Genomic DNA, 25,645 nt, shown 5'->3' on the forward strand with positions numbered 1-25,645 from the left:
ACTGTTTTCTATCTCTTGTATCTGTTGGGCGGTATTATATTTACCCTTCCTTCGAAAAGCTTTAAACCTGTTATTCCGCCGCACATCAAAGCTGCTGTAAATATCCAGCCGGACAATGAAAAGTTTCCTATTCCTGAAAGCATTGCTCCAATGTTACATCCGCCGGCCAGTCTGGCACCAAAACCCATGAAGGTTCCGCCTATGGCATAAATGATTATGTCTTTCAATTTGAAATCCAAATCAAACTTGAATCGTCCTGCAAGCAACATCGCAATTGCAGCTCCAACTATGATGCCAAAGTTTCTCAGACCCAGCGGGTCGTTTAATACTCCTTTGTTGGCAGTCGCTACAGATCCTGCCAGTGCAGGTGATGTAAATTCAACTCCCAGCATTTGAAGGAATGCAACGCCCCAGTTTGTAAATCCACCTGTAACGCCCCAGCTGTGTCCTGTTGTGATCAGAATGAAAATAAACAGAAAAGCAAGCAAAATTCCGCCAGTGACAAAACTCCATCTTTCCATGAAAAATTTGTGATAAGTCTCGTAGCTGAAAAGCTTGAAAGGCTTGTCTTCAGAAAGTGGCAACTCATCGGGCTCATAAACTGTCGGCGTATATGTTCCCTCTTTCTTTCTCATGTCTTCGTACTTTCTAACCACTCTGTAAAGAAGGACCAAAGCGATAAGTGACAGCGCCAGTGTCCCCGGATAACCCAGGTAGTCGGGCAAGTATATCTTGGCGCCAATTTTTCCGATGGCAGACTTGTCTATTGCGTATCTTGCCATTGCACCTGGAATGGATCCAAAAATAAAAAATATCAATGCGATCGCCGCTCTGCCGGCTCCTTCACCAAGATCTGCCAAAGTTCCCGATGCACATCCCCCAGCCATTGTCATTCCTATACCAAATATAAATCCACCCAATATGGTTCCAATATGGAAAAAATGCACCGAGCTGATACCAGGTATTTTTGCTCCAGTGAAGTCAGCCCCAAAATGAAGTCCCGTGTTTACGATCAAAATCAAAGCAAACATTATCAACAAGGCCTTGTTCAAACTGCCTTCTCCCAATATATACAATCGTTTGGTACATCCTGCAAACCCGTATCTGGATCTGGTCAAAATATATCCTGCAGCCAATCCAGTCAACAAGAACACTGCCAAGTTGACATCTATGGATCCTGCATAAACCGCATAAGCTCCCAATATAGCCAATACGATGAAAGCTATAATGGGTTGTTTCATGCTGATTTTCTCTTTTGTCGACATCTTAATCCTCCTTGTTTGTGTAATAACTAACACCCATATGTAAATTATATACTCTTACTATAAGTTTTTTCGATAACTATTTCTAATGCAGTATAAAACTTTGTTATATATTCGTACAAATATTTTATAATTCTCGCTTTTTTATTATATGTTCTCTTCCGAAGATTCTACATGTGTAAATAAACTCAAAATTAAAGGCATGGCCCGGCTATTCCCGAAAACCATGCCTTTGTTTATGTCCTGGTATATTATTCTGTAACTACCGGGAATCCGTTGTTTGCCCAACCTGCAGGAGCGTTGGCTTCCATTCCCATACCGCCATTCAATGATACGGCGTCGAATCCTAATAATCTAAGACCTGCAACAGTTTGTCCTGCTGTTTGTCCTGTATAACAGTATACTATTATAGTCTTGTCTGTAGGAAGTGTATTGAAGCTTTGCTCCATACCTTTTCCAAAAGGAATATTTGTCGCAGTTTCAATGTGTCCCGCTGCAAAGTCTTCAGCTTTTCTGACTGACAGGAATACTACTGACTCATCTTTAGCATCAAGCAATGCTTTAGCATCAGCTTCAGAAATTTTGTAGTTAGCATATGTTGTACCAGCTTTTTCTGCAAGTCCTGCATAGTAGTCTACCAATGCTTCTTTGATCTCAGCATCGATTTCAGTTACAGCTTCAGTACCCAAAAGGTTTTCTTCAGTTTCGATAACTTCGTCTACGCCTTCAACTTTAGATATTCCCAAGTTGTATCCAAGGTTTACAGACTTTGCGTCAAATCCTGCGACATTAAGAGTCGCTACCGCTTGACCGGCAGTTTGTCCTGTATAGCAGTATACATAAACTGTCTTGTCTGAAGGAATCATTTCAAGGCTGTCGCTGATTGCAGTTCCCCAAGGAACATTGATAGCGCCTTTTACGTGGCCTTCAGCATATACATCAGGCTGTCTGATATCCAAAACGACTATTTCTTCGCCAGCTTTCACTTTTTCAATGAAATCAGCTTGACCGATCTTATAAACATCTTCAGGCATTTCTGCGAAGTAAGCATTGACCGCATCTTCCAAAACATTTTCTTCAACTACAGGATCGTTGTTGCCATTATCGCCGTTGTCTCCATTGTCTCCGTTGTCGCCATTGTCATCTGTTGTTCCGCAAGCTGCAAATGCGAATACCATAAGCGCTGCCAACAGAAGAACTAAAAACTTTCTTTTCTTCATTTCGGTGTTTCCCCCTTGTTTTCTGTTATTTCTTTAACGATTACATTATAACAAAGATTTCACAATTTTTGTACTTAGAAAAACTGATGTACTATAAGCAATACTGATAATGAACCGTTGACGTTTATACTATATTATTCCTATACGTTTTGTCAATTTTATTTTGTATTGATAAATATCATCATTATATTTACAATTGAAGAAAACCGAACTACCAACAGGAGCGCTTATGCCAGATAAAATTAAAACATCAATAAGAAAAAATTATATATTCATCGCCTACTTGACTTTTTATTTTTGCGTCAGTTCAGCTTTCATCACAATATTTCCTTACTTGCACTCCGACGAGCCTTGGCTGGCAGGTTTGTCCAGATCCATGTTACTTAACAACGATTTTTCTGTGACCGAGCCGTTCTTCGATGTCTATTCCAGGGATCCCCACGCCATCAGGGTACTGTTCCATATGATTCAGGCACTATTCATAAATGTCTTCGGATACGAACTTATCACAGTCAGGATGATTTCACTTGTTTTTGCAGTGGCTGCATTGACTTCTTTTTACAGTCTTGTTTTTAAGATTTTCGGCTCCAGGACCTTGGCTTTGATAACTGCAATTCTTCTGTCACTTGACATACAATTTATTTATGCTTCACATTTTGCCAGGCAGGAAATGATCCTCCTTGCTCTTTTGACCGGTTCTCTTTGGATGGTTTTTACATACAGGGATCGATGCGGAATTAAAAAAGATATCCTCCTGGGAATATTACTGGGTCTTGGGATCGGATTCCATCCCAACAGCTTTATCATTGCCGCAAGCCTGGGCATGGTGTATCTGTACTTAATTTACAAGAAAAACTTCTCTTTGAAAAACTTGATCGCGTTGATGGGCACAGTTTCATTTTTCGCTCTGATTTTCGTCATTGCAAGCAAGTCCATGGATCCGGATTTTTTGACCAATTATTTCAAAAATGGTGAAAAATTCGGAGTCAACAAAGACCTGTTCAGTAAAATCTCGGCAGGTGCGAATTTCTTCGCTGATATTTTCAAACAGGATGGATTGACGTATTTCGTTCCTGACATAAGGCTGCAACTGGCTCTGCTTTCAGGAATGCCTTTTGTGATTCTTGGCCTGAAAAACAGATGCCCTGATTCCATCAAAAAAGTCTTCCCGCTTGCACTTGCTTCTCTAGGGATAATTTTGGGGATGATCATTATTGGAAGGTACAATCCTACAAGCGTAATTTTTTTGATCCCCTTCGTCTATGTAATTTACTCGGGATTGTTGAAAAACTTTAAAAACAAGCTTCTGCCTCTGCTTCTCATCTGCCTGATTTTTGCCAACACTTTGAGTAATTTCACCAACTACAAAAGCACTTATCCCCAATACGAAGCTGAAATAGCTCAAGTAGTCCCGTCGGATTCGAAGACTCTTGCCAATCTAAATTTGGGATTCTACTTTGATGAAGGTGCTCTTTTGGATTACCGGAATTTACGATATCTGCAGGCTTCCGGCCTGACATTTGAAGAATATGCCGATTCAAGAAACATCGAATTTATAATCTACTCGGAGGAAATGGATTTTATATACGAAAAAAAACCCGCATACGATCTTGTATACGGGAATCCTGATTATTATTATTTGGAGCTTAAAGATTTTTTGGATAATCATGCAACCGAAATTTATTCATTTGTAAATCCTACGTATGGGACCCATGTGGCAAATTTGACAGATAACGTTCCTTGGAAAATAAGAATATTTAAAGTAAAATAGCATCGGTGACCTCACGGACTCTGATGTCCGTGGGCATTTTATCAGGATTTTCAAATATACGACTGATTTTCCCCTTGTTCATGACCACTATTCGATCGGCCAAAAGCAATGCTTCCCTGACATCATGAGTTACAAAAATCACGGTTGTGCCGGTCTTTTGCCACACTTCCCTAAAGGAATTTTGCAATTCCTGCTTAGTCTGGGCATCCAGGCTTCCAAAAGGCTCGTCCATGAGAAGGATCTCGGGATTTGTGACTAAGGCCCTGGCTATTGCTCCCCTCTGCTTCATTCCTCCCGAAAGTTCTTTGGGATAATAATTTTCAAATCCATCGAGTTTCATCATGCTTATGTACGTAGATGCCCTCTTTTTCTTTTCCTCTTTTGATATCTTCAGATCTACCAGTGGAAAAATCACGTTGGATTCCAAGGTTTTCCACGAAAAAAGCTGCTCGAAATCCTGAAATACCATAATAGCTTCTTTTCGAGGTTTTTCTACGCTTTTTCCATTGATTTTGACTTCACCACTATCTCTGGTTATGAATCCGCCTATCAAATTCAATAGAGTTGTTTTTCCACAGCCTGAGGGTCCCACGATACATATGAATTCACCTTTCATTACTTTAAGGCTCACGTCATCTACTGCAGCCAGTCCGCCATAGCTTTTTACTAAATTTTCTATTTCAACCATATAAGTCATTGGGATGTTCCCCATTTCTTGACAGTGGAATTTTCGATCTTGCCAATCACCAAGTCTTCCACAAGTATTCCGATGCCAATTATTACGATCAATCCTGCAAACAATCCGGGCGTATCCATAAATACCCTCTTGTTGAAAATATACCAACCGATCCCGCCTTTTCCTCCAGTAGCTCCAAAGACCATCTCGGCACTGATGACAGCTCTCCACGCTCTCGCCCAACCGATTTTTATTCCCGCCAATCCAAAAGGCAAGGAAGCGGGAATGAATATCTTAAAAAGTATCCCTGCCATTGAGTGCTCATAATTTTGTCCGATTTTTCTATAAATCTCAGGAACGGATTTGAAACCCGATTTCAAGTTAAGCAGCATGGGCCAAATCACTGAATGTATTATGATTATGAATATAGCCTTGCTTCCAGTCCCAAACCACAGTATGATCAGCGGTAGCATTGCTATGCCCGGCAAAGGATGGAATACTGAAACAAGCGTATCTGTAAAAGAATCCATAAGTTCACTGAACGTGGATATGGATGCAAGGACCAGCGACAAAATTATTGCCGTAAGAAGGCCCGTCAGTATAAATCCCATGGAAAACCAAATCTGGCTTATTATGTCGCCTGTTATCACCGACTCCCACAAGGCGGATGCGATCACTGCAAGCGACGGAAATGATATGGGATTTACGGGTCCGAACCTTGCTGTCAATTCCCATACTGCAAGCAATACAAATATCCAGATAAACTTCAAATGCTCTTTCTTGATCTTACTCTTCATACTTTACATCTTCCCAAATGATATCCCCCGGATCTTCATAGCCCTTTGAAAGGTAACCTGCTTCAACCATAAAATCCGAGAATTTTCTTGTTCCGACGGCTGTGGTGTTGTAATCGGCCTTTTCTGATGAAATATGCTTTAAAATTTCTTCTTCGGTCATGTCGTAATATTCGCTCAGAATAGCAGCAGCTTCCTGGGGATTTTGATTGATAAAGTCCACCGCTTCCTGCACTGATAGAACAAATGCATCGTAAAGCTCAGGAGATCCTTGGTAAAAAGCATCCGTCGTTACACCAACGATAAAACTGAAGTCTTGGCCAAACACCTCTCTCCCGTCAAGTAAAAGATCATACTCAGAAGATTCGAGTTCTGTTTCGAGATATGGCGTAGCTGTAAAGTGTGCGGTCACCTCGTTGCCGGCCATAAGAGCATTGAGACCGTCGGGATGAGAAAGAGTCACCAGATTATTGTCCAAAATCCCTGCATCGCCCAATTCATCCTTGCACGCCATGGAAAGGAGAATATGCTGTACGCTGCCTGGTTGAGGTAAAGCTATCCTGTCGTCTGTCCCAAAGTCTGCCAGGGATCCGATAGTATTTTTCGTTACCAAACCTACTGGAACATATGACAATCCTGTGGCTATTTTCCATTCCATTCCTTTGTCCCAGCCTATCAAGAAAGGTGGTATGGCCATAAACCCAACGTCCAGCTTGTCAGCTACCATGGCTTCTCTTATTGCTGTAGTGTTGGCCATTTGCTCCCAAACCACAGTTGCACCGTACAGATTGTTTTCGATCAACTTCTGATGTTTCATGATCTGAATCGGCGCATATGCTATGCCAAACTGTTCTGCAATCCTTACCGTCTTGTTTTCTTTTGCATCCTCTTGTGCTCCACAGCCTGAAAACAACAATGAAATCAATAAAAATATCAAAATAAATTTCTTCCTCATAAGATCGTCACTCGCTTTCCATATTTATTACCAGATCGTTCCCATCTGGGTCGAGTATTTTCAATTTATTGAAGGCCATCTTCACCCTTTCACGTACTTGAGTTTCATCCTTACCTTCCAATACCATGAATCCGGCCCTGGCCGTGGCGTTTTCGATATTTTCTATCACTTGCCCCTCAGACAGGTTGTATCCCATGGTCACCATTCCGGGTAGTTCCATCATTATTTCCACCGGTGTCATTTCACAAATCTTTCCAGGGCGTGCAAAAAACAATTGAACTGAAATGTTCAGGTCTTTTTCCGCTTTTGTTTCAACGTCACAGTTTTTGATCCCCAGAGACCCGTCTATAACATTTCCCAGTATATCGAATCCGGTGACCCTTGGTATAAATATATCTTCGTACGCTCCTCCAATCCGGCATGCCAACTCATTGACGATCACTCCTCTGTTACCCGTGAGAAATTGAATGTACAAAGGTCCGTTGTTTATCTTGAATGCATCTACTATCTTTTCTGCAAGCAGTGCCATTTCAGGGCCTTTTTCCTTTAGGTAAATAGACGGATAGCGATGAGCATAGCAGATCCCGATATGCTTTCCCTCCTGAAAAGTAAGTCTGTCCGTTACTGACAATATCCTTAACTTTCCATTCCGAACCCAGGCGCTGACAGTTATCTCGTCGCTTTCGTAAAATTCTTCGACTATTATCCTGTCCTCCCTCGAATAACTCAAGGATTCTTTAAAGTTATAGACCAGATCTTCAAATCCATCAACCTTGAAAACTCCTCTTTGTCCCTGGCTGTCAAGGGGCTTCATTACGGCGGGAAATTTAAGTCCCTCAAGATCTTCTTTTGAAAATCCTTCTTTTACTATCCTGTAGGGTATGGTCGGAATATTGTTCTTAACGAGGATCTCCTTCATTTTTTCCTTGTTTGTGACGGAATACGCCGTATCAACATCCAAAAAACTCGGCAAATCAAGCTCTTTTGCCACTTGAGCCACTGTGTACACCGGTTGATCTGTCCCAAGGGTCATTATTCCCTGGACTTTGTATTTACGAGCCACTCTCAAATTGCCTTCAATATCAAATGTGCTTGTCTTCTCATGATGATCAGCGTATTTCTTTCCCGGAGGATCGTCAAAATAATCCACAAGAATCACCTCATGACCCTTTTTTTTGGCCTGGATTATTCCATTAAGCTGATTATTTCCTCCACCCAAAATTTGCAACCTCAAGATCCTACCTCTTTCTGCTACTGTTTGAACCGAGCTTTTTTTTGATTCCATAATTGAAAAAAAGTTTGACAAAAAGCATCCCAAGCTTTTTTAAACTGTAGTTGGATTTACCGTATGGCCTTTCCTTGTACGATACGGGGACATTTGCCATGTCTTTTGTGGCACCCAGGATGATCGCCGTTATATAGACAAACTGAGTATTGTCCTTGGCTATCGTCTCGGCGATCCTTCTGTTCATTATCCTGAAACTGCCGACTTTGACTTTGGGAGGTTTTCCCATAAATAAAGTAAAAAATCCGTCTACAAGTTTGGACCCAAACTCTCTATACGAGGGGTACCCTTTTCGACAGGGTCTTCCATAGACTACATCAAACCCTTCCTGAATCTTTTGAATGAGCAAAGTCATTTCCTCAGGTTTTTGCTCCAAATCGTCATCCATAGTTATCACATAATTTCCTTTTGCCAATTCAATGCCTCTTTTGATGGCACCCTGCTGTCCGATATTTTTCCTTAAATCAACAACCATCACCCTGGGATCTTTTTTTTCCAGCTCTTTGATTATTTCAATGCTTTTATCCGATGAATGGTCATTTACCAGTATTATCTCAAATTCAAATTCTCCCAGAGTGGCCTTGGACCTTTCCACGACCTCTGCAATAGTTTTTTCACTATTGTAAACCGGTATTACCAAGCTGATTTCCAAGTTATCCATGGATTCCCTCCATGGCGAGACTAAATTCTCTCAGTACGTACTCCTGTTCCTCCATGGTCATATCCGTATATAGAGGCAATCTGAGCAGCGTTCTCCCAATTTTGTCGGTAAAATCCAGATCTTGGCTTGCATACCCAAGTTTTGCGCCGACCGGCGATGCGTGGAGCGGGACAAAATGTATGACTGCACCGATTCCTCTATGGTTCAATCTTTTACGAACACTTTCTCTCTTTTCTTCATCATTGAATACGACGTAAAAATTGTGATAATTTGATTCAAAATTTTCGGGGACCGAGCTCATTGAAAACAGATGGCCCCTGTGGAGATATGGTGTCATTTTTTCCATATATCGTTCTGATATGATTCTTCTCTTTCGGGTTATCTCTTTCATATGAGTCAATTGGGAATACAATAAAGCCATCAATAAATCGGAGGGGGCATAACTGGAACCTACATCGACCCAGGTGTATTTATCGACTTCTCCCTTAAGAAATTGCATCCTGTTGGTGCCTTTCTGTCTCAAAATCTCAGCCTTTACAGTCAACTCATGGCCATTATTTATCGCCATGGCCCCACCTTCACCGGAAACAAAGTTCTTTGTCCCGTGAAAACTGTAACACCCAATGTCGCCCCATGTGCCAAGAAATTTATCCTTATACTTCGACCCTACCGCCTGTGCGGCATCTTCGACGACATAGATCTCATTATCTCTTGCAATCTCCATTATTTGATCCATTTTACAGCCTATGCCGCCGTAGTGGACGGGCATTATGGCTTTTGTGTTTTTGGTAAGCTTCCTTTTGACATCTTCTGGATCCAAACCCAGAGTTTCCTTTTCGATTTCTGCAAAAACCGGGATACCGCCTCTTAACATCACTGCATTGGCTGACGATGGAAAAGTGAAGGATGGCATTACGACCTGATCTCCAGGCCCGATCTCCAAGGCCATGATCGCAAGCTCCAAAGCGTGGGTGCCTGATGTAGTTGTCATGACTTCATTGATATCCAGCCTGTCTTCAAGAAGCCTGCATACTTTTTCATCAAACATTCCGTCTCCTGCAATGTTGCCGGTATTTAGGGACTGGGATATATATTCAATTTCATCTCCGGTGAGGTACACCTTGTTGAATGGTATCTTCATAATAATTATAAGCCGGATCTCGGCTTCCTCCTTGTAATTTCCTGCCTAATCTCTTACAATGTCTTTATAATATTTTGATAAGGATGATAATATGAAAACTTTGGACTGTTTAGGGGACATGTGTCCCATCCCCGCCGTAAAGACAAAAAAAGAACTGAAGAATTTAGACACCGGCGAGACCCTGAAAGTCATCACCGATCACAGCTGCGTCCTGGAGTCCATAGAAAATCAATTCAAAAAACACCAAATCCGTCATGTTGAAGTCATGAACGGAGTCTGGGAAATTTTTATTACCAAATCCTGAATCAACACAGACTCTTCTGTGCTATGGTCTGAAAATACTTGTTGAACTCTTTTAATACTGGGTTCTCATTGATTTTTTTATTGTATATTAAAAACATGTCGTACTCTATGCTGAAATCGGATATGTTTATTAATTTCAATTCTTTTCGGTAAAGGTCTTTCTTTATGGATACGTAAGGAAGAAAGCCTATGCCAAATTCGTTTAGAACAGATTCTTTTACCGACTCCATTGAATCGCTGTTGTATATGATCTTAAGGTCGTCTATGGTCCGGCCCGTTTCTTTCATCTTCTCGTTTATTGCTTCTTTCACGTACATCTTGTCATTAAGCATTATGAATGGGTATTCGACCAGATCCTTGAATCTTATCTCTTCCGGTATGTCGTATTGAGGCGAAGAGACAAGTACAAGCCTGTCTATGCCGATTTTATAGTTGGATAGTTCCTTGCTTCTGGGTTTGCCGTATATTACTCCAAAATCCGAAATACCGTTGATCAAATTCTCTTCGATTTTTCCCGCCTCGTTTGAGTTGAGCACGTAATTGTGTTTTGGAAATTTATTTTTCATCTTGTACATGACGCAAGGCAAAGAGTAATTGGCTATTGACCAGTTGGCCTCGATCTTTATATTGTTTATATTCTGATCATTTTCTTCGAGGTGCTCCACCATGGCTTCGTAGGTCCTTACGATATTGTCGGCGTATTTAAATACGATTGCACCCTTCTCCGTCAATTCCACACCCTTGTTGCTTCTTTTCAGAAGAACGCAGCCAAGACTGTCCTCAAGCTTCGAGATTTGCTGGCTGAGGGCAGATTGTGAAATATGTGCACTCGCAGCTACCTTTGATATGCTTTTGGCTTCCGCAACTTTGTAAAAATATTCAAGACATTCTATATGCATAAACAATTCATCCTTCTCTTATCCGATAATTGGCTCAATGTTAATTATACCACAAGCACATATAAATTATAGTACCTTTGATCAAGCTTTTATATGATTTTAAGTTGATCATCCAATCATTATTCTTGCGTTGGTCAGGTCGACAAAGGCTCAAATATGTTATAATGTAATTGATCATTTCTTTAAGAAGGAGACTATCCATGACTGACAACAATATTAAAAAATCGAAAGCAAATGAACTTAAAAATCAGAGACCGTACGCTTATATGATCTTGTTCTTTTGTCTTGTTGCCGGTCTTTATTTTTTTACGATTTCAAAGCTTTTTGCCTTTTACTGGATAAGCGGGATCGGATTTGGTTTTATTCTACAAAAATCCAGATTTTGTTTCACATCCGCATTCAGAGATCTTCATATGACCGGGAGTACACTAACCGCTCGAGCTGTTCTCATTGCCGTTGGCATAACCACTTTGGGTTTTTTTATAATAAAATTCCAGGCATTTTCTGTGGGCAACCCCATACCAGGGCAGTCTTATATAAACCCCATCGGACTTTCTACTATTGCAGGCGGCATCATATTCGGCACAGGCATGGTCATCGCAGGAGGTTGCGCATCCGGTGTTTTGATGCGTGTGGGCGACGGTTTTCAGATGCAGGCTGTTGCTTTGATCTTTTTTATCCTGGGTTCTTTTTTAGGCGCAAATCATTCGACCTGGTGGCAGGATAATTTTTCAATCCGTAAAGAAGGCATTTTTATTCCAGACCTGGTCGGTTGGCCCCTGGCCCTTTTTATTCAAATTTCTCTGATAGCACTACTTTATTTTCTCTCTTTGAAATGGGAATCAAAAAATCTTGACAGTTGACATCACTGGAAAAGGAGCGTGGTCAATTGCTAAACGATAATAACAAATCCAACAAAAAATGGTTCAACGATCCCTGGTCATATTTTAAGGGTGCGATCCTGATTTCAATAATGCAGATATTAACCTTGCTGATCACCGGTAATCCGTGGGGAGTATCCACGTCTTTCATCAACTGGAGCGGCTGGATATTTGATTCTTTAGGCGGTGATCTTTCTTCGTTGGAATATTTTTCAAGACCTCAAGTTCGCGCAACCATCGAAGCCGGTTTCCTGAAAGATCCTGCATCATTCAGAAACCTTGGTATCATTGCAGGGGCGCTCATCTCCGCACTTTTGTCTTCCCAGTTCAGAATAAAAAAAATTAAATCCATGAAGCAAATAGCCGGAGCTGTCACAGGAGGATTGTTGATGGGCTACGGAGCCGGCATCGCCTCTGGATGCAACATAGGAGCCTTCTACAGTTCAATATCTTCAATGTCCGTGTCAGGCTGGATATTTGGACTGTCATTATTTATAGGCGCCTACATAGGTTCAAAATTACTGTTGAAATTTTTCATATAAAAAGCTCCACAACCAAAATGGCCGTAGAGACCATAAGACAGTTGTAGAGCTTTTTTCTATTTTTTTATTTACATTGCTATTTCTTGAGAATGCTGTTCGTTGATTTCCGCATAAGCTGAAAGCATCGGTTCTTTCCCGGTCTTTTTCTTTTCGATTATTCTATCCACATAATCTCTGGTGATTTTTATGACCGTGCCTGACAAAAGCAATACTCCGATCAAGTTTGGTATAGCCATCAAACCGTTAAGAGTGTCCGAAATGTTCCATGCCAGATCCAAACTCATGGTGGCACCCACTACTATGAACAGTATGAACAGCACCTTGTATACTATCGTAAATCCTGTTCCAAATAGATATTCTGCAGCCTTTGTGCCGTAGAAAGACCATCCCAATACGGTTGAAAATGCAAACAACAGAATAGCCAAAGAAACGAATTCCCCGGCAAATCCACCCAATCCGTGGGCAAAAGCTTCACTTACAAGCGGAACGCCTGTAGCGCCGGTTTCAAGGACACCTGTAGACAATATTACAAAAGCCGTCAGAGTGCAGACTATCAAAGTATCGAAAAACACTTCAAATATTCCCCACATGCCCTGAATTACCGGTTCCTTTACATCTGAAGATGAATGGACCATTACTGACGATCCCAGACCCGCCTCATTGGAGAAAACCCCTCTCTTGAAGCCCATGGTCACCGCCTGCTTTACCATAGTTCCACTTATTCCGCCTGCAACAGCTCCAATTCCGAAGGCGCCTTTGAAGATATAACCGAATACTTCAGGAACCATGCTGAAGTTGACTACCATGATGTACAGGCATCCCAAAATATATGCAAGTGCCATAAAAGGAACTATCCTTTCTGTGACCTGCCCGATCCTCTTTATGCCGCCGACAATTACCAGGCTTGCTATTAGTGCGACACCAATTCCGGTGGCTATGTTTGGTATTCCAAAGGAACCATTCAACGCACTTGCTATCGAGTTGACCTGGGTCATGTTTCCTATTCCGAAAGATGCCAACATGCAGAACAAGGCAAATATTACAGCCAAAGGTTTGCCCAAAGGGCCTATTCCCGGTTTGTCCTTCAAGCCGTTTTCAAGATAATACATAGGGCCACCGGACCACTCACCCTTCTTGTTTTTCTTTCTAAAATAGATTCCCAGTACGTTTTCAGAATAATTTGTCATCATTCCGAAAAACGCTGAAATCCACATCCAAAATACAGCCCCGGGTCCTCCCACTGTTATGGCGGTGGCCACACCGGCTATGTTTCCAGTTCCTATTGTCGCCGCCAATGCAGTCGACAATGCCTGAAACTGAGATATGGACTTTTCCTCTTTTGTTTTTGTAACCGATCTTTTTGTAAATATTGCCATAAATGTTTCTTGATTAACATGTTTTGCCCTTCGCACCTGAAAAAATTTAGTGCGGAAAGTCATGTAAACGCCGGTGCTTATTATTAAGACCAGCATGGGAACGCCCCATACGATTCCATTGATCGTGTCATTTATTGAAGACACACTACCTAAAAATCCTTCCATTTCAAACCCCCTATTTCAATTTTATCTGAGAATTCAGAAAATATTTTCATATTATAACACAAATCCATTTCAAATACACTTGTTCGCGGTAAAAAAACAACTCTCTTTTGAGAGTTGCCTTGTAATGTTTGATTTAGCGCCTGCTTTTTTCGATTATTTCGAGAGCCTTTTGCGAGTCGACCGGTTTCCCAAAATAATATCCTTGAAGGACATCGCATTCGTGTTCTCTTAAATAGTCAAGTTGTATGCTGTCTTCGACCCCTTCGGCCACCACTCTAAGGTCCAGTTTGTGAGCCATGGAAATTATATCTCCCGTGATGAGTTTTTCCTTGGATAATGTGGTGATCCTTGATACAAAGTAACGATCTATTTTTACTTCTTGAATGCTCAGCTCGCTCAATCTTGAAAAGTTTGAGTATCCAGTCCCAAAATCATCCAGTGAAATATTGAATCCGTGATCCACCAACATTTTAAGCTTTTCGTTGATGATTTCGTAGTTTTCAAGTATTATGGTCTCGGTTATTTCCAAGACTATGGATGAAGTTTTAACACCCGTTCTTTCAGTAATATCAATGATCGTATCAATAAAATCATGTCTGAGTAGTTGGATCCCTGAAATATTAACAGATAACTTGATTTTTTCAAAACCCCGCTCATTTAACTTTTTCAAGAAGATGCAGGCTTTTTTGAATATGTGATTTCCCAATTCAACTATTATGAATTTTCTCTCGGCTACAATAATAAACTCTTCCGGAGATATCCTTCCAAGTCTATCAGTCTTTAGTCTTGCCAGTGCTTCAAATCCAACGATGCTGTTATCAATGGCTGATATCTGCGGCTGGAATTCAAGATACACCTCATCGGATCCTTCAGCAAGTATCCTTCTCATTTCTCTTTCGATCAAGTCTTCCCTGTTAACGTTGTCCTCCATGTAGTAGTCAAAGTAGGCATGGTTTCGCTCATTGTTTTCATCGGTATAATCCAGGGTAATGGACACTTCTTTCAAAATCTCATCCACACTTGAAATCCCGTCTTCAATTTCCAGTACACCTATCCGAATATTTATATGTTGCGATTTTTCGGTTACATTGAAAGGCTTTTTGAATTTGTCATTGATTTTTGCTATCAGCGTTTCAATGTTTTTTCTATTCTGATATTTTTCAACATACAGGATAAATCGATCGGCCGAAAACCTGAAGAGCATGTCCGTAGGCTTTAAAATTTGCTCCAGCCTTCTCGTTATTTCTCTTAAGATACTGTCTCCATGAGCGTATCCGTAAGTAAGATTTACATTTTTAAAGTCGCTGCAATTTATCATCAGAATCGCTTTTTTTACGTTTTTGTCCCCGTGTATCTTGTGGATCAAAAAATCTTTCAGGTACTCCCTGTTTGGAAGACCCGTGAGGGAATCGTAGTAAGCAAGTTTCAACTGTTTGCTGTTTTTTGCATAGGTGAAAAACAGTATGAAACCCAAAACCAAAATAAATCCCAGAAATGACAAAATCCCCTCAATTATGATTTCGGATATTATCTCCTTGTTTCTTTCTGTAGACTGACCGACTGAAAGCGTTCCGATCTTTGCAGATTCCATATATACCGGTAAAAACACCTGATACATTTCCTCGCCTTTAAAGTCAATTTTTGCGCCATATTCCCTATCGGTCTCAATGGCTTTTATTATTTTTTCATCTACCACCTTTTGCCCGATGATATCATTGTCGCTACTGGCGATAACAGTATTTTCATTGTCAATGAAACAGGCCTCGACTATCAGTCCATCCATATTTATTTCATCTATCAACTTCTGAATCTCGAAGCTTTTGAGAAAATCTTGAATCTTGTTGGCGTAGATCCCCACCTGAACAAATGTATTGTCCTCAGCTCTGAAGTAAGCGTACTTGTAAAATATGCCCGTCTCCGAATCTTTTCTTATGTCTTCTACGATGCTTTCCTGGTCACCGGTCAAAAACCTGTTCACCGGATGTCCCTCGTAGGCTGTCCAGCCGATGAATTCTCCAGAGCTTGAGTGAATTACTTCCCCTTGATCATTATAAGAATATATGACATCCACTCCAAGGACCTTCGTCAAGTTGTTCAATGTCTGGTTGTCGTGATTTCCTTCAAATAGTGCGGCATAATCTCCTGCCGCCTTAAGCCTTTCATTCATCAATTCATTTATTATGACCCTGGCCTTGTCAGCCTTGGACAGGGTATGAGTATAACTTGTGGCGATCATGATCGTATTTTCTTTGAGCCGTTCCTCATTCTCTCTTATCTGGACTCGGACGGATCCGTAAGAGATGATAGAAAATATCACAGCCATAACCAGAAAAGCTATGAGAAATATTTTAAAATCAATGGCCTTTTTCTTGTATTTTTTTCTGCTCAACAGTTTCTCTCCCTAAACTATCAATTTTTCGTTCACTGCATTTTTCATTAATCATATCGGCAATTCCCATAAACTTTTAAGTGCATCAAAAACTGTTTCTTTCGATCCAACCTAAGGCCAAAGCGTGGACCGTTACGTTGTTCGAGGTCGCTTTCACCTCGATTTCTTCAAATTCATTAATTGCATCATCATACATTTGAGTTATGGAATCCAATTCATTTTCGAGCTCTCTCTCAAGGTCTTCGATTTGATTTTTTACCGATTCCAAAGTCTCTCTTGCCCTGTCAATGTCCTCGCCGCTTTTGAAGGCTCGGCCAGTACTTTTCATCGCACTTCCCACTTTTGACAGAGATGTGGCGCTTATGGATCTTTTTCCAAACAATGCCCCCAGTATCGCAGATCCAGCTGTAACAGCAGCATCCATTTTTTTCTGGCTTGCCTGTTGAGTCTTTTTTTCCAAGGCTTGCTCGGCTCTTAACAACCTGGTTTGCAATGTATTGAATTTTGAAGCGTATTTTTTTCTAAGAGTTTCCATTTCCTCGTCCCTTTTTTCGTGAACCATGTGTTGGATCCTGATGGAAAAGTCCCGTTCATCTTCAAATGGTTCCGACACCACTTTTAATATAGGATTTGACATAAGCTTCAAGCTCTCATTATTTCTTACATGTGTTACAAATAACTTTTTCCATTTTTCGTAACTCTTTGGATCTGCGCCCACCCCCGGCAGCTTGCCGAATGATGCTCCTTTTTCTCCATCGGAAGACAAGTCGGACAAATCCAAATCCAACTTTTTCCCTTTGTTCCAATCCAACGGGATAGGACCATCCGTCAATGGTGCAGCCATTATGATTTTTTTCGATGCGGAGACGGAATACTTTGCACTGGCGTACGCAATATCGGCAATTCCCAATATCCAAGGCTCATAATACAAGTCTCCACCGGTGTTGTTTCTGCTGTAAAAAAATTGTTTTATGACCGGATCCAGCGCAGGTTGGCTTTCTGACGGATCCAAGGTTGATTTTATATTTTCGGTCACAATTTTCCCAGCTTCTATTTTATCAATTTCTTCAGAAAAATCTACAGGCAGATTTCTTATCTGTTCTCCTGTCAGTGGACCCGCCAAATACGACATTACCCATCTAGTCTGGAAAATTCGCGGCTCATCTTCGTGAACTGAGTGAAGATAAAAGATCCTTTTGCCCAGTCCCGCCAAAATCTGTTCAGTTCTTTTCTTGTCAAAACTTCCACCGACCGCTGCTCCTTCCAAGCCGTCCAGAACTCTCGCCTTGTCTCTTTCTGTCTGCAATCTGCCTATAAACCAGGTTCCGATGTTTGATAAAGCCTTATAATCCAAATCTACAGGATTTTGTGTGGACAAAACCAAACCAAGTCCGAATGCCCTTGCCTGCTTCAACAAGGTCAGAAGTGGAGTTTTTGAAGGAGGATTTGCAGTGGGAGGTAAAAAACCAAAGAGCTCGTCCATGTATAAAATCGCTCTTAGACTGCCTGTACCAGATTGGGTCCTTACCCAGGCAAGGATTTCGTTTAGAAGCATGGTCACAAAAAACATTCTCTCACTATCTGTCAAATGTGCAATGGAAAATATGGAAACTTTAGGCTTTCCCGATTTGTTGTACAAAAAATTCTCTATGTTCAGAGGCTCCCCCTCGATCCATGCCTTAAATCCGGGAGAGGCCAAAATATTGTTGATCTTCATGGCAAGTTCAAATCTTTCCTTTGCCGGATAAAAGCTTTCAAGATCCATTACACCTATGGTATCCATAGGCGGTTTTTGAATCTCTCCTATTAAATCGGCTATGGACAGGTTCCTGTCATCGTTCCATGCATTTTCCAAAATATTTGACAAAAGAATATTCTCCCGGCCTATCAACTGATCCGAATCAATGCCCAACAGGGTAAGAAGTCCGATAACCGTGCCCTGGACTTTGTCTCTGTACGCATCAAGGTCATTTTTTAATGCCAGTGGCGGAGAGTCGAAAGATTTTATTGCTGAAACTCCTTTCCCATAAGAACCTCCAGGAGTGTAGACATTGATCTCCACCTTGTCTCTCATTTGTCTTATCCTCTGTCCGTCCTGATCCCACTGAGCCAATCCTTCTTTCCACATCTTTGCTTGTGCTTCAGCATATTCTTCTGGGCTCATGGATTTGTTGGCAGCTTCCTGCAAGTTGATCCAGGGTCTGAAATCCTTGGGATCCAATTCCGGAAAAGTCAAAGCAATATTTCCCAAATCACCTTTCGGGTCGATGGCGATCACCGGTATTTGATCCATCGCAGCTTCTTCGATCAAGCCTATCCCAAGTCCAGTCTTTCCACTTCCCGTCATTCCTATTATGGCTGCGTGAGTAGTCAAATCTTTAGATTTCAGAAGTACATGATCATCCTTTAATGCTCCAGAGTCAAGATCGTGATCCCTTCCCAAGTAAAATACGCCCATTTTTTCGAAATCTTTCATTTTGCTCCCCCATTCCCATTTATTTCTGACTATAAATAACTTTAAATTTTATATCTGAATTTTATATTTTTATTTTAACACATTTATTTAAAGTTTTATCTACACAATAAATAAGCCTGCGAAGCCACCGCTTCGCAGACCGTTTAATTTTCGTTTTTGATCCGCTTTATCAAATCTTCCACTTTTTCCTTTATTAAATCTCTGGTTACCCTGTAATCTTCCACCGGCCCGCCCGATGGATCCTCAAGTCCCCAGTCTTCCCTATGCTCACACGGAAGATAAGGACACTCTACATTGCATCCCATGGTTATGAGATAGTCAACTTCTTTCGGAATTTCATCCATAAGCTTGGGTCGGTGACCGCTCATGTCCACACCTGCTTCTTCCATAACCTGTCTTGCTAACGGCTTAACCTCCGGATATTTTTCTGTGCCGGCAGAATAAGCCTCTATCACCTCAGAACCCAAATGCCTGGCCCAACCTTCTGCCATTTGAGATCTGCAGGAATTATGCACACATACAAAAGCTACTGTTTTTTTCATTTATATCGCCTCACTTAATTTAAAATTCCAGCTGCAACTGCTCTTGTCTGCATCCTTACGAACCCATGAATTCGTAATTTCGATGACATTCATCCAAAATTTCATAAGATGCAAAAATGCAGGATATGTAAAGGGGATATTACAGGATGTATCGCTCATTGTCAATAATGCAAACTGATTTTTGAATAGTTTTAACATAATATTAACACACACCTAAACTTTTTAATTAAAAAAAGAACCCCGACGGGGTTCAGTTATACAAGTTCAATATCTGCCTGCAGAAACCAACTTTTGGGTATATTCAAATTTCGGATCATTGATTATTTTCTCCGGAGTCCCGGTTTCGAGTATCTTTCCTTCATACATCACCGCCATTCGGTGGGCAAAACAATTTACAAGGGGCAAATCGTGGGAGATGAATAGAAATCCAATATCCAGATCTTGGCGCAGCCTTTCGAGCAACTCCATGATTTGAGCTTGGACCGATACATCAAGTGCGCTGGTGGCCTCATCGCACACCAATATTTTAGGATTGGTGGATATGGCTCTTGCTATTGCCGCTCTTTGGCACTGCCCTCCACTAAGCTGTCCGGGGATCCTATTTGCATGCTCCGGAGATAACCCCACCTTGTCCAATAATTCTATGGTCTTTTCTCTTTTCATTTCTCTGCTCATCTTGTAGTGATTATCCAAAAATTCTCCGATGGAATCACCAATTTTCATTCTGCCGTCAAATGATGAATACGCATCCTGAAAAACCATCTGTATGTTCGATAACATCGCCTTGCTTTTCTTATTCTTGATGTCATTGATATTTTTTCCATCCATAATGATTTTTCCGGTGTCTGGCTTGATCATGCCTGTGATCAACCTTGCCAAAGTACTCTTTCCTGATCCGCTCTCTCCTACAAGTCCCAGGACTTCACCTGCCGCCACGCTTAGATTTACACCATCTACCGCCGGAATCTTTGCGTATTTTTTAGTGAAGGATTTAGAAACGTTCTCTACAGTTAAAATTGGATTTTTCATTTGTTCATTTGTTGACATTTATTTCCTCTACTCTCATGCATCTACAATAATGATCCTCCTGATTTTTGCGCAAGATCTGTTTTTCTTTAAAACATCGTTCACTTGCATAGGTGCACCTTGGAGCAAATCGGCACCCTTCAACCGGTCTTTTCACATCATCGTTTTTTAATGGTATCGATTTGATTTTTTTATTTTTATAAGTAGGTACTGAATCCATAAGTCCAATTGTATATGGATGAAGGGGATCCTTCAATATTTTGTTCGCATCTCCGATTTCAACTATTTCTCCGTCATAAACGACCCCGACTCTGTCTGCCGCTTTGGCAACCACTCCCATATTATGGGTAACTATGACAATGGCTGTCCCCAGTACATCCCTCAATCTTAAAAATTCATCTATAACTTGATCCTGGATCGTCAGATCCAATGCACTGGTAGGTTCGTCAGCCAGCAATAGATCCGGCTCCAAAACCATGGAAAGTGCAATGGCGACCCTTTGGTTCATTCCACCGCTTAGCTCAAAAGGGTAACTGTCCAGAATTCGCTTTCCGTCTTTCAAATCCAGTTTCTCAAATATGCTCAGTGCTCTGCTGCAGGCATCAATTTTGGATGTTTTTTCGTGGCTTCTTACAGTTTCGATAAAATGTTTTCGGATTTTTCTTGTAGGATTTAAAAATCCTGCAGGATTTTGAAACACCGTGGCAATCTCGTTGCCTCTGATCGACCGTAGTTTATCCTTTTGTAAACCAAGTATCTCGGTTCCATGAAAAAGAACTTCTCCTTCAGTCACTTTTCCGCCTTCATTCAACAGTCCTGTAACAGCCCTAATAAGAGAACTTTTACCAGAACCGCTCTCACCCACCAGTCCCAATATTTCCCCTTTATAGACTTCGAATGAGATCTGCCTTAATACTTTTTGCCTGTATTCCACACTTAAGTCTTTTACTGCCAAAACCTGTTTTTTCGGATTCATTTTACCAAATCCGTATTTACATTTATTTGGTAATAATCTGTCGGGTGCACTTCCAGACCCTGAACCTCCTTTTTCATGACAAAAGCCATGTCGAGATGGGCAATGAAAGTATAAGCTTTGTCGTCGATCGCCTTTTGCTGTATTTGAACGGCCAGATCGTATCTTTTCTGGAGATCGAATTCATTTCTCAGTTCCTCTATCAAACTGTCTACTTCCTGATTACTGTATTTTCCAAAGTTAGATACACCGTCTGTCTTGAATACGTAATCCAGGTATGACAGCGGATCTCCTGTTGGGGAGGTCACATAGGCATATGCAGCCAAATCAAAATCTCCGGATTTCAACCTGTCGGTCACATCTTCACTGACTTCCACCTTTATTTCTATTCCCATATCTTTAAGCTGTGACTGAATGGCCTGAGCCAAAATGGGCAGTTCCACCCTGGATGTGTATGTTACCAGGGTAAAAGACAGATCCTTTCCGTCTTTTTCTCTTATGCCATCATTATTAGAATCCCTATAGCCCGCTTCATCCAAAATCTTAGCGGCTCTATCCACATTGTAATCGGATGCCGTTATTTTATCCCCACCAAAAGGCAAACTGGAAGGAAAGGCCCCTATGGCGGGATTTGCAGAACCATTCAAAAGAACTTTGGCATAATTTTCCTTGTCTATGCTCATATCTATCACTTCTCTAAGTACAGGATCTTCGAGCAAATCATTGGCAAAATTATAATAAATCATAAATACCCTTGAAGTGCTGGTACTTGACATTTTGTAATCCTCATTTTGTTCAAACAGGCTATGACTGGAATAAGGCAGTCCTTGAGTGGCATCCACCTCTCCTGACTGGAGGGCCATAGTCATGGTATCTCCGTCTGTAATGGGTTTTAATTCGACTTTTTCAAGTTTTGGTTCTCCATCCCAGTAACTTTTATTGGCAACCACCGTGCTGTTGCCTTTAGGCAGAAAACTCTCGATCATGTAGGGTCCCGTCCCTATGACGGCAGTATCAAAATCTGTTTTTGCATCAACGTCGATTATGCATGCGAAAGGATCGCAAAGTCCGTTTATAAGCGTGGGATTTGGAACGTCTGTTTTAATTGTCAACATGTTGCCTTCTGCTGTGATGCTTTCTATTCGAAGGGTCGATGGTGCCCTGTCGTTGATTTCGATCAAGCGTTCCAGAGATGTTTTGACTTTTTCTGCAGTCATTTCAGCACCATTGTGAAATGAAATCCCCTCCTTTATGACGATCTCCCAAGTATTATCGTCTATCAGTTCATATCCATCTGCCAGCCAAGGTTGCGGTTTCATGGAATCATCCAGTTTAAAAAGTGTCTCGCCTACCCCGTACCTTAAAGTGAACCATCCTGAATAGCCATTGGCCGGGTCGATGCTGGCACTGCTTTGAGTGGATGTAAATACCAGCTTGTTTGAATCATTTTCAATTTCGCTTGCTCCCATACCGGTATCTTTTGCACAACCTGACAAGACAACAAGTAAAACCACTATTGTTATTGCAGCAAACTTTTTTAACATTTTATGCACCTCTCAATTTTAGTTGACATAATTTTTTTTAGGATCGAACATGTCTCTTAAGCTGTCTCCGAACAGATTGAAGATCACGATCGATGCAAAAATCGACAAACCGGGGTAAAGCGTGAGCCAGGGAGCATTCTGAAGCATGCTTCGCCCTTCGTTCAGCATGGATCCCCATTCGGGAGCCGGCGGTTGAGCACCAAGCCCCAGAAAGCTCAATCCAGCAAGCTGCATCATCATGACACCTATATCCATTGAAGCGATAACTACCATGGGACCCATGGCATTTGGGATCACGTGCTTGAAAATGATCTTTAAATCACTGCTTCCCCCAAGTTTTGAAGCATGAATGAAATTCTGTTCCTTGATGGACAGAACGAGGCTTCTTGACAACCTTGCATATTTTGTCCAACTTATCAATGCCAGTGCCAAAACTGCATTTTTTAATCCGCCACCCAACACTCCGGCAACAGCGATGGCCAGCACCAATCCCGGAAAAGCCAGAAGCACATCAACAATCCTCATCAAGAGCGTGTCCAGTGATCCACCAATGTATCCACCGATGACACCAACAAATGTTCCAAATACAAATATTATACCGGTTAAAACAATTGCGCTAAAAATAGTTGCGGATGCTCCACTGACGACTCTTGAAAATACGCACCTCCCCAATTGATCTGTTCCAAAAGGATACTCTCCCCCTGGACTCATCAAGGCTTTTGACAGATCCACCTGACTTGGATCATTTGGTAGAAAAAACGGGGCAACCAGACTTGCAATGCAAAGTGCTGCCGTCAAAAATAAAAATACCAACATTCGCATCCTTGCAGTATTCTTTTTTTTGTCCAATCAAGCTACCTCCTTGTCGATCCTGATGCGCGGATCTATAAGTCTGTAAGAAATGTCTGTAAGCAAATTTATTATTACAAAAATCACAGCCATCCAAACAACATAACCCTGGATCACGGGATAATCCCTGTATCCGATTGCATCTATCACCAATTTTCCCAGACCCGGCCATACAAAAATATTTTCTACAATAGCCGTTCCGCCCAATAAAGATCCCATGGACAAGCCGATCATTGTAACAATTGAAAGCATCGAATTCTTGAAAGCGTTAGACAATAAAATGGTTCTTTCTTTGACCCCCCTGGATCTGGCACCCATGATATAATCCTTCTCCATCTCGTCCAGCATAACAGCTCTGACTTGCCTTATATACTTTCCTGTCATTGCTCCAGCCAACGTCAATGAAGGCATTATGAGTCCTTTAAAGCCATAGTCGCCAATTACGGGAAGCCATCCAAGCTTGATCGAAAAGAAGTAGATCATGATTATGGAGAGTAAAAATCCGGGAACCGCCATTCCGATAAAACCAGCGATCCTTATTATATAATCGCTGGTTTTGCCTTGACGAACAGCCGCCAAAACCCCCATGGGTATGGACACCAAAACCGTTAAAGCAATCGAGCTTATGGTCAATAGTATAGTGTAGGGCAAATGTAGAGCCAGTTCCGTAACGACCGGGCGACCTGTCATGTATGAAGTTCCCATCTCCCCTGTGAAAACGCCTTTTAACCAGTTTAAATACTGAATGTGAAAAGGATCGTCGAGTCCCATTTTTGCCCTGGTGTATTCGAGAACTTCCTGGGACACGGGTGTTCCCTGGGCCATCAACAACCTCTCTGCAGGATCTCCCGGCGAAATATGCATCAACAAAAAAGTCACCAATGTTATGGCCAGCATTATGGGTATCAAATGCACGAATCTTTTTAAGATATAGGATATCATGACTTTTCAGCACACACCATGAACATTGGGCTGGCAGAATATTTGATTCTTTCAATTTTTTCCCAGACACGACTTCCCACGTCATTGTCTACTTTTAATAATTTCAATCCACTTTTTTCAATGGCATTTATGTCCCACTCAGGCCTGTTCAGCTTTGATAAGGGAAGTTTGAAAGCCAATTCTTCCATTTTATGACCAATTTTTGATTCTGGTGCGGGTTCAGTCAAATACTTTTCCGCTTCCATTTGAGACTTGATATGCAGCTCCTTCAATTCTTCATCAAACAAATGAAGATACCAATTGGCGTCATAGTATAAAAGTCTTCCATCCTCAGTCAGAACTCTTCCCCACTCTTCGAGGGCCTTTTGGGGTTGCTCCAAATTCCACAATACGTTTCTGGAAACAACAAGGTCAAAGCTTTCATCTGCAAACGGCAATTCCTGGGCATTTGCAATTTCAAAGGTCACCTCAACACCATAAGCTTCCGCATTTCTTTTGGCTTTTTCGATCATGCCCTTGGTGCAATCCACCGCCGTCACACAGTGACCTTCCATGGCAAGATTTATGGCGAAGAATCCGGGACCCGTTCCGACATCTAAAATCTTTAGAGTTTCCTTTTGGGGAGCATTTTCAATAATTATGTTTTTCCATGCATCTTTTTTGAATGAATGCAGCTCTGCTATGTTCTGTCTTGAGTAACTTTCGGATCTGACTTCCCAATACTTTTTAACATCTTCCATAATCTTTAATCTGTTGTTTGTGGCTTTTGTCATTTGCGCACTCTCCTTTGATATTACATTGATACGAGATTAAAAAAACAAAACAAAAAAAGGCCTGCCTCGTAAGCAAACCTTCATAGTTTTATTTTGATTATATATTTTTTAATCTCGAAATCTAAACACGTGCCTTAGCTTGGAAACCTTCCTGGTTCCTTGATCATTAAGTCAATTATAATATCCTGAATAGACTTTGT

23 protein-coding genes are annotated in these 25,645 nt (G+C 41.3%); 4 read left to right on the forward strand and 19 right to left on the reverse strand.

Going from position 1 to position 25,645, the window contains the following annotated elements; translation table 11 throughout:
• Positions 1 to 8: 8 nt before the first annotated feature.
• The gene (locus IWB18_RS03655) at positions 9 to 1,265 is read right to left on the reverse strand and encodes a YeeE/YedE family protein (RefSeq protein WP_225877746.1); all 1,257 of its coding nucleotides are present in this window, start codon (positions 1,263 to 1,265) and stop codon (positions 9 to 11) included.
• 248 nt (positions 1,266 to 1,513) lie between these two features.
• A complete protein-coding gene (locus IWB18_RS03660; protein ID WP_195682246.1) occupies positions 1,514 to 2,482 on the reverse strand; it encodes a rhodanese-like domain-containing protein in 969 nt (322 codons plus the stop codon).
• Positions 2,483 to 2,711: 229 nt separating this feature from the next.
• Here IWB18_RS03660 and IWB18_RS03665 point away from each other — a divergent pair, with 229 nt between their 5' ends.
• Entirely contained in the window at positions 2,712 to 4,253 is a 1,542-nt protein-coding gene (locus IWB18_RS03665) for an ArnT family glycosyltransferase (RefSeq protein WP_195682247.1), read from the forward strand.
• Here the strand turns inward: IWB18_RS03665 and IWB18_RS03670 are convergent.
• The 6 genes from IWB18_RS03670 to rffA are packed head-to-tail and all read right to left on the reverse strand — an operon-like array spanning position 4,240 to position 9,765.
• The gene (locus tag IWB18_RS03670; protein WP_225877747.1) at positions 4,240 to 4,950 is read right to left on the reverse strand and encodes an ABC transporter ATP-binding protein; all 711 of its coding nucleotides are present in this window, start codon (positions 4,948 to 4,950) and stop codon (positions 4,240 to 4,242) included. The two genes, IWB18_RS03665 and IWB18_RS03670, sit on opposite strands and share 14 nt — an antisense overlap.
• The gene (locus IWB18_RS03675) at positions 4,947 to 5,726 is read right to left on the reverse strand and encodes an ABC transporter permease (RefSeq protein WP_195682249.1); all 780 of its coding nucleotides are present in this window, start codon (positions 5,724 to 5,726) and stop codon (positions 4,947 to 4,949) included. Before IWB18_RS03675 ends, IWB18_RS03670 begins: the two co-directional genes overlap by 4 nt.
• Positions 5,716 to 6,678: an ABC transporter substrate-binding protein gene (locus tag IWB18_RS03680; RefSeq protein ID WP_195682250.1), complete on the reverse strand. Its 963-nt coding sequence runs from the start codon at positions 6,676 to 6,678 to the stop codon at positions 5,716 to 5,718. The genes IWB18_RS03675 and IWB18_RS03680 overlap by 11 nt, the downstream gene beginning before the upstream one ends.
• A gap of 7 nt (positions 6,679 to 6,685) precedes the next feature.
• On the reverse strand, positions 6,686 to 7,963 hold the full coding sequence (locus IWB18_RS03685) for an ATP-grasp domain-containing protein (RefSeq protein ID WP_225877748.1): 1,278 nt from the start codon (positions 7,961 to 7,963) through the stop codon (positions 6,686 to 6,688).
• Complete coding sequence (locus IWB18_RS03690; RefSeq protein WP_195682251.1) at positions 7,917 to 8,624, reverse strand: glycosyltransferase family 2 protein; 708 nt, start codon at positions 8,622 to 8,624, stop codon at positions 7,917 to 7,919. Before IWB18_RS03690 ends, IWB18_RS03685 begins: the two co-directional genes overlap by 47 nt.
• Positions 8,617 to 9,765: a dTDP-4-amino-4,6-dideoxygalactose transaminase gene (gene rffA / locus IWB18_RS03695; RefSeq protein ID WP_195682252.1), complete on the reverse strand. Its 1,149-nt coding sequence runs from the start codon at positions 9,763 to 9,765 to the stop codon at positions 8,617 to 8,619. Before rffA ends, IWB18_RS03690 begins: the two co-directional genes overlap by 8 nt.
• 91 nt (positions 9,766 to 9,856) lie before the next feature.
• Between rffA and IWB18_RS03700 the strand changes: the two genes are divergently transcribed.
• Complete coding sequence (locus IWB18_RS03700) at positions 9,857 to 10,069, forward strand: sulfurtransferase TusA family protein (protein WP_195682253.1); 213 nt, start codon at positions 9,857 to 9,859, stop codon at positions 10,067 to 10,069.
• 1 nt (position 10,070) lies between these two features.
• On the opposite strand, the gene IWB18_RS03705 is transcribed toward IWB18_RS03700, so the two are convergent.
• Positions 10,071 to 10,967 (reverse strand): LysR family transcriptional regulator, encoded by an 897-nt coding sequence (locus tag IWB18_RS03705; protein WP_195682254.1) that lies wholly within the window; start codon positions 10,965 to 10,967, stop codon positions 10,071 to 10,073.
• Positions 10,968 to 11,167: 200 nt separating this feature from the next.
• Here IWB18_RS03705 and IWB18_RS12550 point away from each other — a divergent pair, with 200 nt between their 5' ends.
• A complete protein-coding gene (locus IWB18_RS12550) occupies positions 11,168 to 11,830 on the forward strand; it encodes a YeeE/YedE thiosulfate transporter family protein (RefSeq protein ID WP_195682255.1) in 663 nt (220 codons plus the stop codon).
• Positions 11,831 to 11,856: 26 nt separating this feature from the next.
• The gene (locus tag IWB18_RS12555) at positions 11,857 to 12,390 is read left to right on the forward strand and encodes a YeeE/YedE thiosulfate transporter family protein (RefSeq protein ID WP_195682256.1); all 534 of its coding nucleotides are present in this window, start codon (positions 11,857 to 11,859) and stop codon (positions 12,388 to 12,390) included.
• Positions 12,391 to 12,458: 68 nt separating this feature from the next.
• On the opposite strand, the gene IWB18_RS03720 is transcribed toward IWB18_RS12555, so the two are convergent.
• The 10 genes from IWB18_RS03720 to IWB18_RS03765 all read right to left on the reverse strand — a co-directional run bounded on the left by IWB18_RS03720 (position 12,459) and on the right by IWB18_RS03765 (position 25,445).
• The gene (locus IWB18_RS03720) at positions 12,459 to 13,931 is read right to left on the reverse strand and encodes an alanine/glycine:cation symporter family protein (protein ID WP_195682257.1); all 1,473 of its coding nucleotides are present in this window, start codon (positions 13,929 to 13,931) and stop codon (positions 12,459 to 12,461) included.
• Positions 13,932 to 14,064: 133 nt separating this feature from the next.
• Positions 14,065 to 16,320: an EAL domain-containing protein gene (locus IWB18_RS03725; RefSeq protein WP_195682258.1), complete on the reverse strand. Its 2,256-nt coding sequence runs from the start codon at positions 16,318 to 16,320 to the stop codon at positions 14,065 to 14,067.
• 85 nt (positions 16,321 to 16,405) lie between these two features.
• Complete coding sequence (locus IWB18_RS03730; protein WP_195682259.1) at positions 16,406 to 18,796, reverse strand: ATP-binding protein; 2,391 nt, start codon at positions 18,794 to 18,796, stop codon at positions 16,406 to 16,408.
• Positions 18,797 to 18,939: 143 nt separating this feature from the next.
• Positions 18,940 to 19,338 (reverse strand): arsenate reductase ArsC, encoded by a 399-nt coding sequence (locus IWB18_RS03735; protein ID WP_195682260.1) that lies wholly within the window; start codon positions 19,336 to 19,338, stop codon positions 18,940 to 18,942.
• A 264-nt stretch (positions 19,339 to 19,602) separates the two neighbouring features.
• Entirely contained in the window at positions 19,603 to 20,385 is a 783-nt protein-coding gene (locus IWB18_RS03740) for an ABC transporter ATP-binding protein (RefSeq protein ID WP_225877749.1), read from the reverse strand.
• Entirely contained in the window at positions 20,372 to 21,340 is a 969-nt protein-coding gene (locus tag IWB18_RS03745) for an ABC transporter ATP-binding protein (RefSeq protein WP_195682261.1), read from the reverse strand. Before IWB18_RS03745 ends, IWB18_RS03740 begins: the two co-directional genes overlap by 14 nt.
• On the reverse strand, positions 21,337 to 22,881 hold the full coding sequence (locus IWB18_RS03750) for an ABC transporter substrate-binding protein (protein WP_195682262.1): 1,545 nt from the start codon (positions 22,879 to 22,881) through the stop codon (positions 21,337 to 21,339). The genes IWB18_RS03745 and IWB18_RS03750 overlap by 4 nt, the downstream gene beginning before the upstream one ends.
• Before the next feature lie 18 nt (positions 22,882 to 22,899).
• Positions 22,900 to 23,730 (reverse strand): nickel transporter permease, encoded by an 831-nt coding sequence (gene nikC, locus IWB18_RS03755; RefSeq protein ID WP_225877750.1) that lies wholly within the window; start codon positions 23,728 to 23,730, stop codon positions 22,900 to 22,902.
• Positions 23,731 to 24,645: a nickel ABC transporter permease gene (gene nikB, locus IWB18_RS03760; RefSeq protein WP_332310658.1), complete on the reverse strand. Its 915-nt coding sequence runs from the start codon at positions 24,643 to 24,645 to the stop codon at positions 23,731 to 23,733.
• 23 nt (positions 24,646 to 24,668) lie between these two features.
• On the reverse strand, positions 24,669 to 25,445 hold the full coding sequence (locus tag IWB18_RS03765; protein WP_195682264.1) for a class I SAM-dependent methyltransferase: 777 nt from the start codon (positions 25,443 to 25,445) through the stop codon (positions 24,669 to 24,671).
• Between the last annotated feature and the right edge of the window lie 200 nt (positions 25,446 to 25,645).

The sequence above is a fragment of the Alkalibacter mobilis genome (assembly GCF_015594845.1).
Lineage (GTDB): Bacteria > Bacillota > Clostridia > Eubacteriales > Alkalibacteraceae > Alkalibacter > Alkalibacter mobilis.